Here is a 16,669-nt window from a genome sequence, read left to right on the forward strand (position 1 = left end):
CGGGCATGGGTGGCTGCGGGCGCGCCGGGGCGGCCGCGTGGACCCGTCCCTCAGCCTTCGCGCTGCTTGCGTGCGCGCAGCGCGGCCGGGCGCGTCATGCAGGCGTCCATCCAGGCCTTCACCTTGGGGAAGGGCGCGTAGTCGTAGCCGTTCAGCCAGGACCCATAGAGCACCGAGGCCAGGTTCAGGTCGGCCACGGTGAACCCCGCGCCCAGCAGGAAGGGCCGCGCCGCCAGCTCGCGCTCCAGCACCGCGAGGCGCGCATCCAGCGCCTCCTTGCCGGCCGCAGCCTCGGACGCCACGCGCTCGGCCTCGGGCTTCAGGTAGGCGTTGTAGGACCAACGCATGACGTGCGGCTCGACCTCGGTCGCGGTCCACAGCGTCCACTGCATGACGCGCGAGGCGTCGTCGCCCGCGGGCATCAGCGGCGCGCCGGCACGGGCGGCGATGTGCAGGTTGATCGCCAGGCTCTCGAACAGCACCAGGTCGCCATCCTCCAGCGCCGGGATCTTGTTGTTCGGGTTGATCGTGACGGCGCGTTCCAGCTTGAACCCCGGCTGGAAGCCGATCGGGATGACCTCGTAGGGCAGTCCCGCTTCCTCGGCCGCCCAGATGCAGCGGAAGGCGCGGGAGCGGGGAATGCCGTGGATCTTGAGCATGGCGTGGTCCTTCTGGGCGGGTCGCGGCGTGGGCCTGCTGCCAGGCGCGGGATTCGCGGCGTGGGTTTTCGTGCAGGCGCGCCCGCGGGGCATACAATTGCCCGGCGCGCTCGGCCAGGGCAGGCGGGCGCCGGATGTCGGGACGCGCCAGGCGGCAGGGTTCGGGGCAGGCCTTCAGAACGGCCGGCGGCGCGCCTGCAGGTGACCGGCCCGGGTGCCGAGGCGCATGCGGATGGCCTGCAGCGCGGCCTCGCCCTCGGCCAGCAGCGGGGCGCAGGGCTGCACTTCGGGACGCGCCTCCGGGCGGTTGGTCGCGAAATCCGGCGCCAGCGGCACGATGCCCGGCACTTCGAACAGGTAGCGGTTGCCGTCGTCGAGGTAGCTCTCGGTCAGCGCGCCGTCGCTCACCAGCAGGCTGTGCCGGTCGAGTTCGAGGTGATGGTAGGTCACCTCGCGCCACCAGCGCTGGTGGATGATGGTCAGGCCGTTCACCAGCAGGCGCGCGGGCACCAGGTGGCCGTCGATGAACAGCGCGTGGTTCGGGCTGACATGCAGGTCGCGGAAGGGCACGCCCTCGGCCAGCGCGCCGGCCTTCACCAGCACCGGGGCGGCGGCCTCGCGGAAGCGCTGCCGCGCCAGGTCCACCTCGAGCCGTCCGACCCAGGCCAGCGGCGCGACCGGCGCGGCCCCGCGCGGGGTGACCACCAGGTCGCCGGCGCGCAGGCGTTCGACCGGCACCTCCCCGGCGGGGGTCAGGATCAGCGTGCCCTCGACGAAGCACACCACGCTGTCGGCGGGGTCGTAGTTCAGAATCGTGAGGACCGGGCTGCCCAGGCCGGCACTGCCGGTGAAGGTCGCGGTGGTGCCCGCGACCGACACGCTCCAGGCGTCGTTGGCGGTGTCGGCGGCGTTCCAGCCCTCAAGGTCGAGCGTGTCGACGCCGCTGCCGAGGTCGATGGTGTCGCGCCCGTCGCCGCTGCGCCAGACCACCCGGTCGGCGCCGCCGCCGCCCTGGACGGAATCATTGCCCGCGCCGCCGCGCAGCGTGTCGGCGCCCTCCCCGCCCGACAGCGTGTCGGCGACATCGCCGCCCACCAGCAGGTTGTCCTGCCCGTCGCCGGTCAGCCGGTTGGCGCTGTCGGTGCTGCCCAGCACGTTGCGGAAACTGCCCGCGACCAGCGAATCCGCGGTCGCCTGCCCCCCAGCCGCGCTGCCGGTGCCCAGGTCGATCGTGACCCCGCCGGGCGAGGCGCGGTAGTCGAGCGTATTGACCCCGCCCCCGCCATCGAGCGTATCGGCCCCCGTGCCGCCGGCCAGCGTATCGTCGCCGTCGCCGCCGCGCAGCATGTCCGCGCCGTTGCCCCCGGACAGCGAGTCGCCGTCCGCGCCGCCCTCGAGGCTGTCGTCGCCGCCGTCGCCGCGCAGCGTGTCGGCGCCGGCACCGCCGACCAGCGTGTCGTTGTCGTCCGCGCCGCGCAGGTAGTCGTTGCCCTCGAGGCCGAGCATCGAATCCGCGCCGGCCTGGCCGGTGGCGGGCGTGTCGTCCCCCGCGCCACCCACATAGGTGTCGTCGCCAGGTCCGGGCCCGCCAGAAATCCAGCCGCTCATGCCACTCCCTTGCCCGGACCCGCGGCCAGCGCCCGGACGATGGTCCGCGCAGCACCGACAGGGCCCTGCGGCAGCATCCCTAGCACGGCTTCCTCACGAAAGCGCCAACGCCGCCGGGGCATTATTCCGTGAGCGGCCCCGGCCCGGCCACGGCCTGGATATAGCGCTCGACGCTCGTCCGCACCGCGGCCTTGCCGCCGGCCGGGATCACCCGGTCCCACCAGGCGCCGTAGACCGCATCGTAGTCGAGGCCCTCCAGCACCGCGCCCATGCGCGCAACCTCGGCCGCAGGCAGCGGCACCCAGTTCGGGAAGGACCACATGAAGGATACATGCCGCCGGTCCGGCGTGACCGAGGCGATGTCCCCGGTGAGGATCGCCCCCTGCCCGGCCGCCCAGTGCAGGATCGTTCCGCCGGCATAGTGCCCACCCAGGCGGTGCAGCGTCACGCCCGGCAGCACGCCGTGCGCCTCGCCCTCCCAGAAGCGGATCGCGGGATCGGGGCGCATCACCCAGCGACGGTCGGCGGCGTGCAGCAGGACCGGGCAGTCGAAGGCGCGCGCCCATTCCACCATCGACGCGTAGTAGTGCGGATGGCTGATGGCGATGGCGCTGATGCCCCCCAGCGCCTTCACGATCGCGACAGTCGCGGGGTCGAGCAGCGCGACGCAGTCCCACAGGACGTTGCCGGCGGGCGTGCGCACCAGCAGCGCGCGCTGGGCGATGCCGAAATCGGGGAACATGCCGCAGCCGAGCAGGTCGGGCGCCACCTCCCGCCAACCGATCGCGTGGCGGCGGGCCAGCGCGTCCATCGTGGTCCATTGCTGGCCCGCGGCCGGCACCCATTGCCGCGGGTCCTCGCAGATCGCGCAGGAGGATGGCGGGGCGGCGGCGGGCGCGTGCTGCGTGCCGCAGGTGGCGCAGATGAAGGCGGTGCTCATCGCGGCCGCTGTCGCTGCTCGGCGACCAGGCGTTCGAGCTGCGCCAGGGGCAGCGCGCCGGTGATCAGCGTGTCACCCACCACGATCGCCGGCGTGCCGTCGATCTGCAGGGCGCGGGAGAGTGCGAGGTTGGCCTCGAGCCGGCGCTGGATGGCCGGGTCGTCCATCTCGCGCAGCAGGCGCGGCACATCGAGGCCGGCGCGTTGCGCCTCGGCGCGGATCGCCGCCTCGGTCGCCTCGCCGCGGTTGCGCATCAGCGCATCGTGCAGCTCGGAGTATTTGCCCTGGCGCTGCGCGGCCAGCAGCGCGCGAGCCGCGAAGACGCTCTGCGGACCCAGGATCGGGATGTCCTTCAGCACGACACGGACGTTCCGGTCGCGGCTGACCAGTTGCTCCATGTCCTCGTGCAGGCGCTTGCAGTAGGGGCAGCGGACGTCGAAGAACTCGACGATGCTGACATCGCCGCGCGGGTTGCCGCGGATCGGGTCGGCGGCGGTGTCGAACAGCGCGGCGCGGTGCTGCGCGATGCCGACCCGCTGGGCCTCGGTCCGCTCACGCTCCTCGGCGGCCTGGATGGCGGCGAAGGCATCGCGCAGGATGGACGGGTCGCGCCGCAGCGCCTCCCGCAGGATGCCCACAATCTCCTCGCGCTGCGCATCGCTGAAGGACTGCGCCATCGCGCGCCCGGCGAACACGGCGCCGGCGGCGGCCAGCAGGAAGGAACGTCGCAAGGGCTTCTCCCGGCGCGATGGCGCCCGATGGTCGCGCGGATCCGCGCAGGCGACAGGCCTGCCCGGCCGACGCCGTGACCCAGAATGGGGGCTGCGGCGGCTGTGCTCAACACCCCAGGCAGCTGCCGGTTGCCGGTCGGGGCGAAGGCGTCTATGGCCGGGGCGGAACAGCCGCGGCATGCGGATCGGAAGCGACGGGCCTGACCAAGGGGGCATTGGCCGGGGCCGCGGCTTCCATCGGCCGCACCGCATCGAACCGCCCGCGGGGCGGGCTGCGCATCAGGGGAGGCCGGGAGCCGGGCCATGACGACCACCACCATTCGCGGCACGGACGGCATCGCCAGGCACGGGCGCGCATCGCGGCGCCTGGCGCTGCTGCTGGCCGCCTTGCTGCCCGGGTGTTCGAGCCTCGGTTCCATGGTGCCCTCCTTCGGCGGGGCGCCCTCGGTGCCGCTCGGCACGCCGGGCAACGTGACCGGCTTCCTGGGCGGCGTGGCGGCCGACGAACCCCGCGCGGCGATCGTGGCGCGCGAGATCCTGTCCTCCGGCGGGTCGGCGGTGGATGCGGCGGTGGCGGGCGCCTTCACGATGGCGGTCACGCTGCCCTCGCGCGCCGGCCTGGGCGGCGGCGGCGCCTGCCTGGTTTACAGCGCCGGCCGGCGCGAGGTGGAGGCGGTGGTCTTCCCGGCCGGCGCGCGCACCGAATTGCCGCCGGGCACCGACCGACCGGCCGCGGTGCCGATGATGGCGCGCGGGCTGTTCCTGCTGCACACCCGCGGCGGGCGCCTGCGCTTCGAACAGCTGGTCCGCCCGGCCGAGGACCTGGCGCGCCAGGGCACCGAGATCAGCCGCGCCTTCGCCGACGACCTGGCGGTGGTGGCAGCGCCGCTGCTGACCGACCCGAATGCCCGGCGCGTCTTTGGCAGCCCGGGCGGCGGGCCGCTGCGCGCCGGCGAACGGATGACGCAACTCGACCTCGGCGCGACGCTGGCGCAGCTGCGCAACGGCGGGGTGGGCGAATTGTACCAGGGTCCGCTGTCGCAGCGCGTGGCCGAGGCCTCGCTGCTGGCCGGCGGCGGCCTGACCGAGGCGGACCTGCGCGCCGGGCGCGCCGACGCGACACAGGCGGTGCGCGTGGTGGCGGGCGCCGACCTGGTGCATTTCCTGCCGGCCTCGGGCGATGCGGGGGCGGGCACGGCGGGGGCCTTCCAGGCGGCACTTGGTGGTTCGCTGCCGGCGGCGGGCGGCGCGCCGGTTGGCGCGCAGGCCGGGCTCGTCACGGTCGACCCGCAAGGCAATGCGGTGGCCTGCGCCTTCACCATGAACAACCTGTTCGGCACCGGACGCGTGCTGCCGGAGATCGGCATCCTGCTGGCGGCGGCGCCGTCGGGCAGTGTTTCGCCGGCGCCGCTGGCGGTGGCCGTTGCCACGCGCGGGGATCTGCGCGGCTTCCGCGCGGCCAGCGCCGGGACGGGCCAGCAGGAGGCCGGCGCCGCGGCGGCCGGGGCGATGGCGGCGGCCTTGCGGCGCACGCCGATGGCGGATGCCTTCACGGCCATCCCGCAGCCCGGGCGCGGTCTGGTGATCTCGTGCCCCGGCTATGCGCCGGGCAGCACGGCCACCTGCACCGGCGGGGCGGACCCGCGCGGCGGCGGTGTTGCGATTGGCAGCTTCGCGCGGTGACGCGCGAGAGTGTCGGCCGCGCGGTGACGCGCGAGGAAGCTGCCGGTGCGCGGACACGCCGCTGCTTATGGCGCGCCGCCACACGCAACCGACGCAAGCGCCCCACACGCGCCGGCGCGGGGCCGCGATGAAGGTCGGCCGCGCCGGCAGCGCCCCGCCCTTTCTGGTGATGGACGTGATCGCCGCGGCCAATGCCCGCGCGGCATCCCTGCCGCCCGGCGCGCCCGGCATCATCCGCATGGAGGTCGGCCAGCCCGGCACCGGCGCCCCGCGCGGCGCGGCCGAGGCCGCAATCCGCGCGCTGCAGGCAGGGGCGCCCATGGGCTATACGGAAGCCTTCGGCCTGCCTTCGCTGCGCGCGCGCATCGCCCGGCACTACCAGGATCGCTACGGCACGACCGTGGACCCGGCCCGCATCGCGGTGACGGTGGGCGCCTCGGGCGCGTTTCCGCTGGCCTTCCTGGCGGCCTTCGACCCCGGCGACCGCGTGGCGATGGCCGCGCCCTTCTACCCGCCCTATGCGAATATCCTGACCGCGCTCGGCATGACGCCGGTGCTGCTGCCCTGCGATGCCACCACGCGATTCCAGCCGACCATCGCCATGCTGGAACGGATGGACCCGCGCCCGCAGGGTTTGATCGTGGCCAGCCCGTGCAACCCGGCGGGCACCATGCTGGCGCCCGAAGACCTCGCCGCGATCGCGCGCTGGTGCCACGCGAACGGCGTGCGGCTGGTGAGCGACGAGATCTATCACGGCCTGACCTGGGGCACGGTGGCCGAGAGCACCGCCGCGGGGTTCAGCGACAGCGCCGTGGTGGTGAATTCCTTCTCGAAATACTGGTCCATGACCGGCTGGCGCGTCGGCTGGCTGCTGTTGCCCGAGGACCTGGTCCGCCCGGTCGAATGCCTGGCGCAGAACATGTTCATCAGCGCGCCGCACATCGCCCAGGTGGCGGCCGAGGCAGCGATGGACTGCACCGACGAACTGGAAGCCAACAAGGCCGCCTATGCCCGCAGCCGGGCCGCGCTGCTGGAGGGCCTGCCACGCGCCGGCTTCACCAACATCGCCGCCGCAGACGGCGCCTTCTACCTGTGGTGCGACGTGGGTCACCTGACCAACGACAGCGCCGAATTCTGCGCCCGGATGCTTGACCAGGCGGGGATCGCGGCCACCACCGGGCTCGACTTCGACCGCGATCGCGGCAGCCGCTTCCTGCGCTTCTCCTACTGCGGGACCGAGGGCGACATGGCGGTCGCACCCGGTCGGCTCGCTGCCTGGCTGCGACCGTAGGCAGGGCGGCGGCCGGACGGCATCATCAGGACGCGCCGCGATGCCCCGGCGACGAACAGCGGGCGGCGTAACCCCGCGCCGGATCGCCCGGATGCTGCGCCCGGGCGCGCTTCGCCCGGCGCCGAAGCGTCGCGGCGTGAAGCACGCTAGCCTCGCGCCGTGACCGACCCCACCGCCCCCGGCCCGCTCGCCGCCACCGCCGCGTTGATGGCCGACCCGTCGCGCGCACGCATGCTCGCCGCGCTGATGGGTGGGCAGGCGCTGACCGCGGGCGAATTGGGGCGCATCGGCGGCGTGGCAGCCGCGACGGCCAGCGGCCATCTGGTGCGCCTGGCCGATGGCGGGCTGCTGGCGGTCCATGCCCAGGGGCGCCACCGCTACTACCGCTTGGCCTCCGAGGAAGTCGCCGCGGCCATCGAGGCGCTGGGCGGGTTGGCCGCCCGCCTCGCGTCGCCCACGCGGCAATGGAAGCATAGCGAGGCGGCGCGCGAGGCCAGGCTGTGCTGGAACCACCTGGCCGGACGGCTCGGCGTGGCAGTGCATCAGCGCCTGACCGGTCAGGGCTGGCTGACGCCGGCTGCGGGTGGATGGGATGCCTCGGCCGAAGGGCGCGAGCGCCTTGCCGCGACCGGGGTCGACATCGAGCGCGCCGCCGCCGCGCGGCATTTCGCCTGCGACTGCATGGACTGGAGCGAACGCCGCCCGCACCTCGCCGGCGGGCTGGGGCGCGAGATGGCAAGCGCCTGGATGGAGCGCGGCTGGCTGCGCCGCCTCGCCGCCACGGGCGAGGGCGACATCCTGGCTCGCCGCCGCCTGTCCCTGACGCCGGAGGGCGCACGCGGGCTGCATGAGGGCCTCGGGATCGCGCTGCGGTGAGACGGCGCGCGCTCCGAAATGGCGCCGGCGCCCTGGCGGGTGCGCTTGCGCGGCGGCTGAGCACGGCCATCCCGCCGCCTCGGCGCACCTCCCGTCGCCAACGCCGGCGCGCCACGTCGACAGCCGCCCGATGACAGCCGCGGTCGCGATGATGGCGGCGATCGCCGCGATGACGGGGCTTTCGCAGTTCCACCGCGCCGCGCTCGGCGTGGTGGCGCCGGACCTTTCGGCCGACCTCGCGCTGAGCCCGGCCGTGCTGGGGGCGGCGAACGGGATGTTCTTTGCCGCGCTGCTGGTGGCGCAGGTGCCGGTCGGCATCGCGCTGGACCGTGCCGGGCCGCGTCGCACGGTGGGCGCGCTGACCGGGATCGCGGTGCTCGGCGCGGCCTGCCAGGCCTTCGCGACCGACGGCACCACGCTGCTGGCGGCGCGTTTCCTGGTCGGGTTGGGCAGCGCGGCGTCGTTCATGGCGGCGGTGGTGCTGTGTGCGCGCTGGTACTCGGGCGCGGCGATGACGCTGGCGCTGTCGCGGGTGTTTGCACTGTCGCAACTCGGCATCCTGCTGGCGGGGGCGCCGCTGGCGGCGCTGGCGGGGTTGGTGGGGTGGCGTGGGGCGCTGGGCGCGTCCGCGCTGCTGACGGCGGCCTGCGGGATGGTGTGGTGGCGCCTGGTACGCGACGACCCACCCGACCGCCCGCCCCCGCCCCGCAAGGCCGAGACGCTGCGCGAGGCGCTGGTCGGCCAGGTCTCGATCTGGCGCCTGCCGGGGCTGCCGCGCGTGCTGTCGATGCACCTGGTGGCCTATGCGGCCGCAGCGACGGTTTTGGGGCTCTGGGCCGGGCCGTATCTGGCCGATGTGCATGGGCTGGATGCGGCGGGGCGCGGCTGGGTGCTGGCGGCGATGGGCGTGGCGATGCCGGCGGGGCTGCTGGCGGTCGGGCCGCTCGAACGCCGCTTCGCGCCACGGCGTCGGATCGTCACGGCGGGGGCGCTGCTGTCGGCGGCGATGCTGGGCGGGCTGGCGGCTTGGCCGGGGGCGCCGCTGGGCGGGGCGGTGCTGCTGCTGGTGCTGCTGGTGCTTTTCTCCGCCTATCCGGTCCTGGTGGTGGCCGAGGCGCGCAGCCTGTTCCCCGACCATTTGGTCGGGCGCGGGGCAACCACGGTGAACCTGGCGCAGGTGCTGGGCTCGGCGCTGCTTCCGATGCTGGTGGGCGCGGTGGTGGGGCTGTTCCCGGAGGTCGGGGCCGCGCGGCCGGAGGCGGCGTACCGGGCCGGCTTCGGCGTGCTGGGCATGGCGCTGCTGGCGGGTGTTGTGGGGTGGCTGGCGCTGCCGCGCGGGGCGGCGCGGTAGCGCGGCGGCCGCCCGCGCACCGGCGCGCGACGCTCCGCTCCGCCTAAGGTAGCAGCGCCTGCGCTTCGGCCCAGAGCCTTGCCGTGAGCTCGGCGGCGGGCTGTGCCTGCGCCAGCGGAGCACCCTGCCCCGCCCACATCTGCATCGCTGCCGGATCGCCCGCTGCCTCGGCCGCGGCGCGCACCGGCGCAAACAGCGCGCGCTGCACCGGATAGGGTGCCGCAGGCGGCGCGGGCGCGCGCACCACGGCGTTGGCGATGCCGCGCCCGAGCCGGCCGGAGAAGATGCGCGTCAGCATCGTGCCCTCGGGCTCTGCGGCCGCGATCGCCTCCGCCCAGGCCGGCGCGATCGCGGCCTCGGGGCATCGCAGGAAGCCGGTGCCGACCTGCACCGCGCTGGCGCCGAGGGTGAGCGCCGCCGCGACGCCGCGCGCATCGGCAATGCCCCCGGTCGCGACAACCGGCACGTCGAGCGTATCCGCAAGGCGCGGAATGAGCGCGAGGCTTCCCGTGAGTTGCGCCTCCGCCGCCGTGGCGTCGAAGGCGCCACGATGCCCACCGGCCTCGGCGCCCTGCGCCACGATGGCGTCGGCGCCGGCGGCCACCGCGGCGCGCGCCTCGGCCAGCGTGGTCGCACAGGCAAACCAAGCGATGCCACGCGCCTTCGCCGCGGCGACGAAATCGGGCGGAAAGACACCCATGATCGACGAGACCACGGCGGGTCCCGCCTCGAGGATAGCAACGCATTGCGCTGCGAAGTCGGGCAGCAAGGGGCCGTCGGGGATCGCGGGCTTCGGCCCGTAGCCGGCCAGGAATTCGGCCATCGCCGCTTCGCGCGCCGCATCGCGCCGCGGCGGTGGGTCGGGGATCCAGATGTTCATCTGGAACGCGCCGTTCGACTGCGCACGGAAGTTGCGCGCCCAGTCCAGGATGCCGCCCGGCGTCGTCATCAGCGCGCCATGCGCGCCCATGCCGCCGGCATTCGCCACAGCGGCGGACAAGGCGGGTGCGGCGACACCCGCCATGGGTGCCAGCAGGATCGGCAGGCGCAGCCCGAAGCGCGCACAGAACGCGGCGGCGCGGGCGCGGGCGGCAGGGGCGCTCATGGTGCGGCTGGCTTTCCTCGGCTCGGCGGCGGGTGTCGACTATGCGCGCGGCGTGGCCGTAGCGCGAGGTGCGGCCCGCACTGGCGCCGCGCATGGGCACGGATAGGATGCGCGCCATGCCCGACTTCGCCATCGAATCGCAGCAGCAGGGCCGCGTCGCCGGGATCGACGAGGCCGGGCGTGGGCCGCTCGCCGGCCCGGTGGTGGCCGCGGCGGTGGTGTTCCTGCACGCTCCGCCCAGCGCGCTGGCGGCGTTGATTGACGATTCCAAGCGGCTCACGGCAGGCCGGCGCGAGGCCGCCTTCGCCGCCCTGCGCCAGGCGGCACGGGACGGTTTGTTGGAGTGCGCCGTGGGCGCCGCCTCGGTCGACGAGATCGGCCGATTGAACATCCTGCGCGCGACGCATCTCGCGATGGTGCGCGCGGTGGCGCGGCTGCGGCAGGTGCCCGACCTCGCGCTGGTGGATGGCAACCGGGGCCCGGCGCTGTCGTGCCAGGTGCGCTGCCTCGTGGGCGGGGATGGGTTGTCACTGTCGATCGCGGCGGCGTCGATCCTGGCCAAGGTGGTGCGGGATCGGGCAATGGCGCGGCTCGATCCGCGCTGGCCCGGCTATGGCTTCGCGCGGCATGCCGGGTACCCCACCGCGGCGCATCGGGATGCCCTGGCGCGGCTTGGTCCGACGCCGCATCACCGGCGCGGCTTCGGCCCGGTCGACGATCTGTTCCGCTGAGCACGCGCGCCTCGCGCCCGGCGGATCGAGGCCCTGCGCCCGTTCGGGAGTGCACGGCGCGATCGCGCCCGGACCATCAGCGGCGTGGGGTGTGCCCGCGCGTGACGCGAAGGCCCGCCAATCGAGGGCAAGGCCAACCGGATCGCGCAGCGTTGCGGGTGTGCATGGCGCGCAAGCCAGGCGCGCGGATGGGCGCGCCGGCCGCTGCGGCAAGCCAATTCTTGACCTACCGAGTCGCACAAGCGATTCTGCGGCATTCGCGGGGATGGGGTTCAACGCTTGGGCACGCAGATCGATCTGCCGCTCGACCAGGTGCTGGTCGGGGACTGCATCGCGTGGCTGAAGCACCTGCCGCCGGCCAGCGTGCACGCCATCTTCGCCGACCCGCCCTACAACCTGCAGCTCAAGGGCACGCTGCGGCGGCCGGATGATTCGCTGGTGGATGGCGTGGACGACGACTGGGACCGCTTCGCGGACCTCGGCGCCTACGACGCCTTCACGCGCGAATGGCTGACCGAATGCCGCCGCGTGCTGCGCAAGGATGGCACCATCTGGGTGATGGGCGCCTACCACAACGTGTTTCGCCTCGGCACGGCACTGCAGGACCAGGGCTACTGGATCCTGAACGACGTCATCTGGCGCAAGTCGAACCCGATGCCGAATTTCCGCGGCCGACGCTTCACCAACGCGCATGAGACGCTGGTCTGGGCCGCGCGTGGCCCCGAATCGCGCTACCGCTTCAACTACGCGGCCATGAAGGCGCTGAACGACGATTTGCAGATGCGCAGCGACTGGCTGATCCCGCTATGCACCGGCGGCGAACGCCTGCGCGACGATGCCGGAGCCAAGCTGCACCCGACCCAGAAGCCCGAGGCGCTGCTGCACCGCGTGATCCTGGCCTGCACCGCGCCAGGCGAGGTGATCCTGGACCCGTTCCTGGGCTCCGGCACCACGGCGGCGGTGGCCAAGCGCCTGGGCCGCCGCTTCATCGGGATCGAGCGCGACACGACCTATGCCGAGGCCGCGCGCGCGCGGGTTGCCGGCGTGGAACCCGCGCCGGAGGAGGCCGCGGCCGCGCTGCCCTCCAAGAAGGAACAGCCGCGCATCCCCTTCGGCACGCTGGTGGAGCGCGGCCTGGTTCCGGCCGGCACGCAGCTGTTCGACCGGCAGAAGCGCTGGCAGGCGGTGGTCGGCGCCGACGGCACGCTGCGCTGCGGGCACGCCACCGGGTCGATCCACAAGGTCGGCGCCGCCGTGCAGGAGGCACCGTCGTGCAATGGCTGGCTGTTCTGGCACATCGAGCAGCGCGACGGCCGGCTGCGCGTGATCGACGAGCTGCGCGAGGACGTGCTGCGGCAGATGTGAGGCGCGGCGTGCGCTGCCGGCCGGCCCGGCATGGCGCGACGGGTCGCGCGCACCGTGCCACGCGATGCCCTGCGCGCCGCCCCGCGACACACCCCCACCGGCTCCGCTACGCTCCCCAGCGGACACCCACGCAGGAGACCAGGGCATGAGCGAGACGGTCACCGGAGGCACCGCGCCCGAACCCCGCGCCGGGGCGCCCTCGGCACGTGAACTGGACCTGGCGCGCGAATTCGACGACGCCCCCGCCGCACCGCCGCCCGCGCCCGTGCCGGCGCCCACCGGCCGGTCCTGGGGCCGCATCCTGCTGTCGGAAGCGCCCTACATGGCGATGCTGGTCGCCGGCTTCTTCGGCGTGGCGTGGGTGGGCGGAGCCGAGCAGCCGAACCTGCTCTACTGGAAGATCCTGACGCCGATCTTCGGGCTTCTTTGCATCGTGGCCGGCTGGTCCGGTTCGGCCACCACCGGCGGGCGGATACGCCTGGTGCGCACCCAGGCCCTGCACTGGGCGGCCTTCCTGATGGCGATGCTGCTGCTGTTCGCGCCATCCGTGCGCGGCGTGGTGAACGACAACGCGACCGAGATCGGCCTGCTGCTGCTGCTCGGGCTGGGCACATTCGTGGCCGGCGTGCATGCCGGGTCCTGGCGGATCATGGCGGTGGGCGCGGTGCTCGGCGTGTCGGTGCCGGCGGTGGCAGTGTTGCAGCAATCGGTCATGCTGATCGTCGGCGGGGCGCTGGTCGTGCTGGTCTGCGCGGGCGCCTTCGTGCTGGTGTCCGCCCGCACGGGGCGCTGAACCGCGCGCGGCGTCGAAGCCCAGTCGGGCGGCCGAGGTCCGCCGCCCCCCGCCCAGGACACTTGCGGTAGGGGGGGCGCGAGCTGTCTGGGCAACGCCCCATCCCGCGCGCAGCCGGCGCAACACCAGCGCAACCAGGATCGCGGGCGCGACCGCGCCGATCGTCACCCCGGTCGCGCTGCCAATCCCGATCGACAGGCCCGGCAGCAGCCAGGCGGCCAGCAGGCCCGTCTTTTCCCAGGCGCGGAAGCCGTCCCGGCGCGCCTCGGCCAGGACCCACGCCGTCGGCAGCAGCAGCAGCACGAGGTCGTAGGACAGCACGAACGGGGTCGCCAGCGGGGCCGCGGCCGCGACCAGCGCAACCTCGGGCATCCCGCCCGGCCGCCGCCGCGCCGCCAGCACCACCACCGCCACCGCGGCCAGCGCGGCGATGGCCTGCAGCCCCTGCGCCACCGCCCAGGCCGCGCCGAGGCTGCGCACCATCGCCTGCACGCTCTGCAGCTTCCACACCGCGAGCGAGCCATCCGCCAGCGCCTGACCCGCCGCTGGCAGCCGATCGACGAAGGCAAGCCAGGCATCCAGCCCGAAGGCGAGCCATGCCGCGACGACCCACGCCAGGCCCGCCAGCATCGCCGCCCCCAGCACCTTCCAGCGCCGCGCGGCGACCAGCGCCGGGATCACCAGCAGGCCGAGCTGCGGCTTGAAGGCCAGGCTCGCCAGCGCGATGCCCGCGAGGCCGGCGCGCCGGTCCAAGGACAGCCCCGCCACCGCCAGCAGCGCAGCCGACAGGAAGGCATTCTGCCCATGGGTCGCATTCAGCACGGCCGCGGGCGACAGCGCCGCGGCCAGCAGCGCCGGCCACCCCGCCCCGGGGAACCACCCGCGAAGGGCTGCCAGGCAGGCCGCCCCGGTCGCCGTGACCCAGGCAACGAAGGCCGGCAGCAGCGGCAGTAGCCCTAAGGGCAGGCAGATCAGCAGGAAGGTCGGCGGGTAGAAGAAGGCGAAGTAGCGCCCCGGCGTGCCCTGCAAGGCGGTCTGCGCCGCGGCATGCGCGGCGCGGTCCCAGGCCAGGGCGGGGTCGCCGGCCAGTGCGAGGCGGGCGGCCGCCTGGAAGCTCAGGAAATCCGCATCGGCCGGCGGGGTGTCGCGCCAGCCGGCCAGGATCGCCGCCATCTCGGCCAGCAGCGCGATGGCGCAGACCGCATAGGCCAGCAGATACAGCCGCGCGCGCTCGGCCGTCAGCCAGGGCGCGTCCCGCAGCCAGGTCATGCCACGCCCGCGAGGTCGAGCAGCCGGCGCATCACCGATGGCACCGCGGCGCGGGCAGCGGGCGGGTCCTGCCATTCGCCCTCGGGGCGGGCGGCCGTGGCAGGGAGGATGGCCATGAACAGCACCATCTCGAGCTCGAAATGCGTGAAGCCGTGGCGGGCGAGGCCCGGCAGCGGGTGCCATGGGGCGGCGGCGGGCGCATGGGCGAACGCCTCGGCGTTCTCCCACCGAGTGTCGCGCCAGGGCGTGCCGGGCACTTCCAGCATGCCGCCCAGCAGCCCCTTCGCGGGGCGGCGGCGCAGCAGCACGCGACCGGCACCATCGTGCAGCAGGAAATGCGCGCCGTGGCGCAGCGGGCGCGCGGGCTTGGGCGCCTTGCGCGGCAGTTCGGCGGCGATGCCCGCGCGCCGCGCTGCGCAGCCGGCCTGCCAGGGGCACAGCGCGCAGGCCGGGCTGCGCGGGGTGCAGATGGTCGCGCCCAGGTCGAACAGCGCCTGGGCGAAGTCGCCCGGGCGTGCGCGGGCATCGGCATCCTGCATGAAGGCGCCGGCGAGGGCGGTCAGGCGGGGCTTCGCACCCGGCAGCGGGTCCGCCACGGCGTGCAGCCGCGCCACCACGCGTTCGACATTGCCATCGACCGGCACCACGGGCGCGTCGAAGGCGATCGCCCCCACCGCCGCCGCCGTGTAGGGGCCGATGCCCGGCAAGGCCGCCAGGGCCGGAATGTTGCACGGGAAACCGCCGGAAGCCGCGACAGCCTGCGCGCAGGCGTGCAGGTTCCGCGCCCGCGCATAGTAGCCGAGGCCCGCCCATTCCTCCGCAACCTCGGCCCAGTCCGCCGCCGCCAGCGCCTGCACGGTCGGGAAGCGGGCCAGGAAGCGAGCATAGCGGGGGCCGACGGCGGCCACGGTGGTCTGCTGAAGCATCACCTCCGACAGCCAGATGCGGTAGGGGTCGCGCGGCTCGCCGGGGGCGGCGCGCCAGGGCAGGATGCGACGGTGCCGGTCGTACCAGGCAAGCAGGTCGGCGGCGGAGGGCATGGCGGATGGCACGGGATGACGGGGATCGGCGGTTCCTGGGCGGGCCGAGGCCACTCGGCGCCCTTGTGCCAGCGCTTACACGCCCGGCCTTCAAGCGCAAGTCTCCTGCGGGGGCACAGATCATGGCGGATTGGCCGGCGCTGGTGGGGCCGGCGCTGGCCGCCGTGTCGCAGCCGGTGCGGCTGACCTCGGGCACGCTGACGCTTGCCTGTTCCGGCCCCGTGGCGATGGAAATGCAGCACTTGGCGCCGCAACTCGCGCAGCGGATCAATGCCGGGCTCGGGCGCGTCGCGGTGGAACGCTTCCGATTCGTCCAGCGCACCCCGGGGTCCGGCGCGCCCCGCATGGCGCCCCGCCCGGCCCCGGCGGCCCTGCCGGAGCGCGTCGAATCGGCGCTGGCGGGCATCGAATCCCCGGAACTGCGGGAGGCGCTGGCAAGATTGGCCCGCGGCGTCTATCGGAACAGGGGGTAGCGCGGCCCGAGTCCCATATCGCCCGGCAGCCCCCATATCCGTGCCGGCCGCGCCTGACCTGCGGCCGGAACCGAAGGAGATCGCGCCCTATGTTCGACCGTCGCACAATTCTTGCCGCCGGGGGGTCGCTCATGGCCGGCCGTGCCGTCGCGCAGACCGCCGCTCCGGCGCCGAGCGACGCGCCGATCCCGGCGCCGGCGGTGGACCAGCGGCTGACCGAGCGATCGATCGGCAGCGCCGATGCGCCGATGGTGGTGCAGGAGTTCTTCTCGCTCACCTGCTCGCATTGCGGCGCCTTCCACCGGGAAACCTATCCCCGCGTGAAGGCCGAACTGATCGACACCGGCAAGATCCGGCTGGTCTGGCGGGACTTCCCGCTCGACCAGGTGGCGCTGGGCGCGGCGGTGGTGGCCCGGTCCTTCCCGCCCGATCGCTACGAGGCCTTCCTGACCGCGCTGTTCGCGACCCAGGACCGCTGGGCCTATGCCCGCGGCGTGGATCACAAGGCCGAGATCGGCAAGATCGCCGCCGTCGCCGGCATGTCGGGCGCCGCCTTCGAGGCCGCCTGGACCGATGTGGACCTGGCCCGCGCCATCCTGGTCGAGCGCCAGAAGGGCGAGCAGGAATACCGCATCCAGGCGACCCCCACCTTCGTGTTCAACCGGCGCGTGGTCGGCGGTAACATCCCCTTCGACCGCTTCGCGCGCGAGGCGGCCACCCCGTGACGGATGACGGCGCCCCGCCGCCCGCCCCG

Annotated in this window: 15 protein-coding genes; 8 read left to right on the top strand and 7 right to left on the bottom strand. The window is 74.3% G+C overall.

The genetic code is table 11. The annotated features are described in order from the left end of the window. Positions 1–50: 50 nt before the first annotated feature. From MWM08_RS18075 to MWM08_RS18090, 4 genes are all read right to left on the bottom strand, one after another. Positions 51–659, bottom strand: coding sequence for a glutathione S-transferase family protein (locus MWM08_RS18075; RefSeq protein WP_244407895.1), 609 nt, complete (start codon positions 657–659; stop codon positions 51–53). Positions 660–833: 174 nt separating this feature from the next. Then, positions 834–2,267 carry a Hint domain-containing protein gene (locus MWM08_RS18080; RefSeq protein WP_244407896.1) on the bottom strand — a complete coding sequence of 478 codons (1,434 nt, stop codon included), beginning with the start codon at positions 2,265–2,267 and terminating at the stop codon, positions 834–836. Positions 2,268–2,388: 121 nt separating this feature from the next. Beyond that, a complete protein-coding gene (locus MWM08_RS18085; protein ID WP_244407897.1) occupies positions 2,389–3,207 on the bottom strand; it encodes an MBL fold metallo-hydrolase in 819 nt (272 codons plus the stop codon). Next, the gene (locus MWM08_RS18090) at positions 3,204–3,938 is read right to left on the bottom strand and encodes a DsbA family protein (RefSeq protein ID WP_244407898.1); all 735 of its coding nucleotides are present in this window, start codon (positions 3,936–3,938) and stop codon (positions 3,204–3,206) included. Before MWM08_RS18090 ends, MWM08_RS18085 begins: the two co-directional genes overlap by 4 nt. 303 nt (positions 3,939–4,241) lie before the next feature. Between MWM08_RS18090 and MWM08_RS18095 the strand changes: the two genes are divergently transcribed. The 4 genes from MWM08_RS18095 to MWM08_RS18110 all read left to right on the top strand — a co-directional run bounded on the left by MWM08_RS18095 (position 4,242) and on the right by MWM08_RS18110 (position 9,139). Continuing rightward, positions 4,242–5,621: a gamma-glutamyltransferase gene (locus MWM08_RS18095; RefSeq protein WP_244407899.1), complete on the top strand. Its 1,380-nt coding sequence runs from the start codon at positions 4,242–4,244 to the stop codon at positions 5,619–5,621. Between the two features lie 127 nt (positions 5,622–5,748). Then, on the top strand, positions 5,749–6,912 hold the full coding sequence (locus MWM08_RS18100; RefSeq protein ID WP_244407900.1) for a pyridoxal phosphate-dependent aminotransferase: 1,164 nt from the start codon (positions 5,749–5,751) through the stop codon (positions 6,910–6,912). Between the two features lie 159 nt (positions 6,913–7,071). Beyond that, positions 7,072–7,788 (top strand): ArsR/SmtB family transcription factor, encoded by a 717-nt coding sequence (locus MWM08_RS18105; protein ID WP_244407901.1) that lies wholly within the window; start codon positions 7,072–7,074, stop codon positions 7,786–7,788. Between the two features lie 130 nt (positions 7,789–7,918). Then, entirely contained in the window at positions 7,919–9,139 is a 1,221-nt protein-coding gene (locus MWM08_RS18110) for an MFS transporter (RefSeq protein ID WP_244407902.1), read from the top strand. A 43-nt stretch (positions 9,140–9,182) separates the two neighbouring features. Here the strand turns inward: MWM08_RS18110 and MWM08_RS18115 are convergent, their stop codons facing one another. Next, on the bottom strand, positions 9,183–10,244 hold the full coding sequence (locus MWM08_RS18115) for an NAD(P)H-dependent flavin oxidoreductase (RefSeq protein ID WP_244407903.1): 1,062 nt from the start codon (positions 10,242–10,244) through the stop codon (positions 9,183–9,185). A 116-nt stretch (positions 10,245–10,360) separates the two neighbouring features. Between MWM08_RS18115 and MWM08_RS18120 the strand changes: the two genes are divergently transcribed. Continuing rightward, positions 10,361–10,975, top strand: a complete 615-nt coding sequence (locus MWM08_RS18120; protein WP_244407904.1) for a ribonuclease HII — start codon at positions 10,361–10,363, stop codon at positions 10,973–10,975. A 279-nt stretch (positions 10,976–11,254) separates the two neighbouring features. Then, entirely contained in the window at positions 11,255–12,340 is a 1,086-nt protein-coding gene (locus MWM08_RS18125; RefSeq protein ID WP_244407905.1) for a site-specific DNA-methyltransferase, read from the top strand. Positions 12,341–12,446: 106 nt separating this feature from the next. Here the strand turns inward: MWM08_RS18125 and MWM08_RS18130 are convergent, their stop codons facing one another. Further along, on the bottom strand, positions 12,447–14,402 hold the full coding sequence (locus tag MWM08_RS18130) for a glycosyltransferase family 87 protein (RefSeq protein ID WP_244407906.1): 1,956 nt from the start codon (positions 14,400–14,402) through the stop codon (positions 12,447–12,449). Next, on the bottom strand, positions 14,399–15,442 hold the full coding sequence (locus tag MWM08_RS18135) for an A/G-specific adenine glycosylase (protein ID WP_244407907.1): 1,044 nt from the start codon (positions 15,440–15,442) through the stop codon (positions 14,399–14,401). Before MWM08_RS18135 ends, MWM08_RS18130 begins: the two co-directional genes overlap by 4 nt. 5 nt (positions 15,443–15,447) lie before the next feature. Here MWM08_RS18135 and MWM08_RS18140 point away from each other — a divergent pair, with 5 nt between their 5' ends. Beyond that, positions 15,448–15,915: a DUF721 domain-containing protein gene (locus MWM08_RS18140; protein WP_244407908.1), complete on the top strand. Its 468-nt coding sequence runs from the start codon at positions 15,448–15,450 to the stop codon at positions 15,913–15,915. An 89-nt stretch (positions 15,916–16,004) separates the two neighbouring features. After that, positions 16,005–16,640, top strand: coding sequence for a thioredoxin domain-containing protein (locus MWM08_RS18145; RefSeq protein ID WP_244407909.1), 636 nt, complete (start codon positions 16,005–16,007; stop codon positions 16,638–16,640). Positions 16,641–16,669: the final 29 nt, after the last annotated feature.

This window comes from Roseomonas fluvialis (assembly GCF_022846615.1).
Lineage (GTDB): Bacteria > Pseudomonadota > Alphaproteobacteria > Acetobacterales > Acetobacteraceae > Neoroseomonas > Neoroseomonas fluvialis.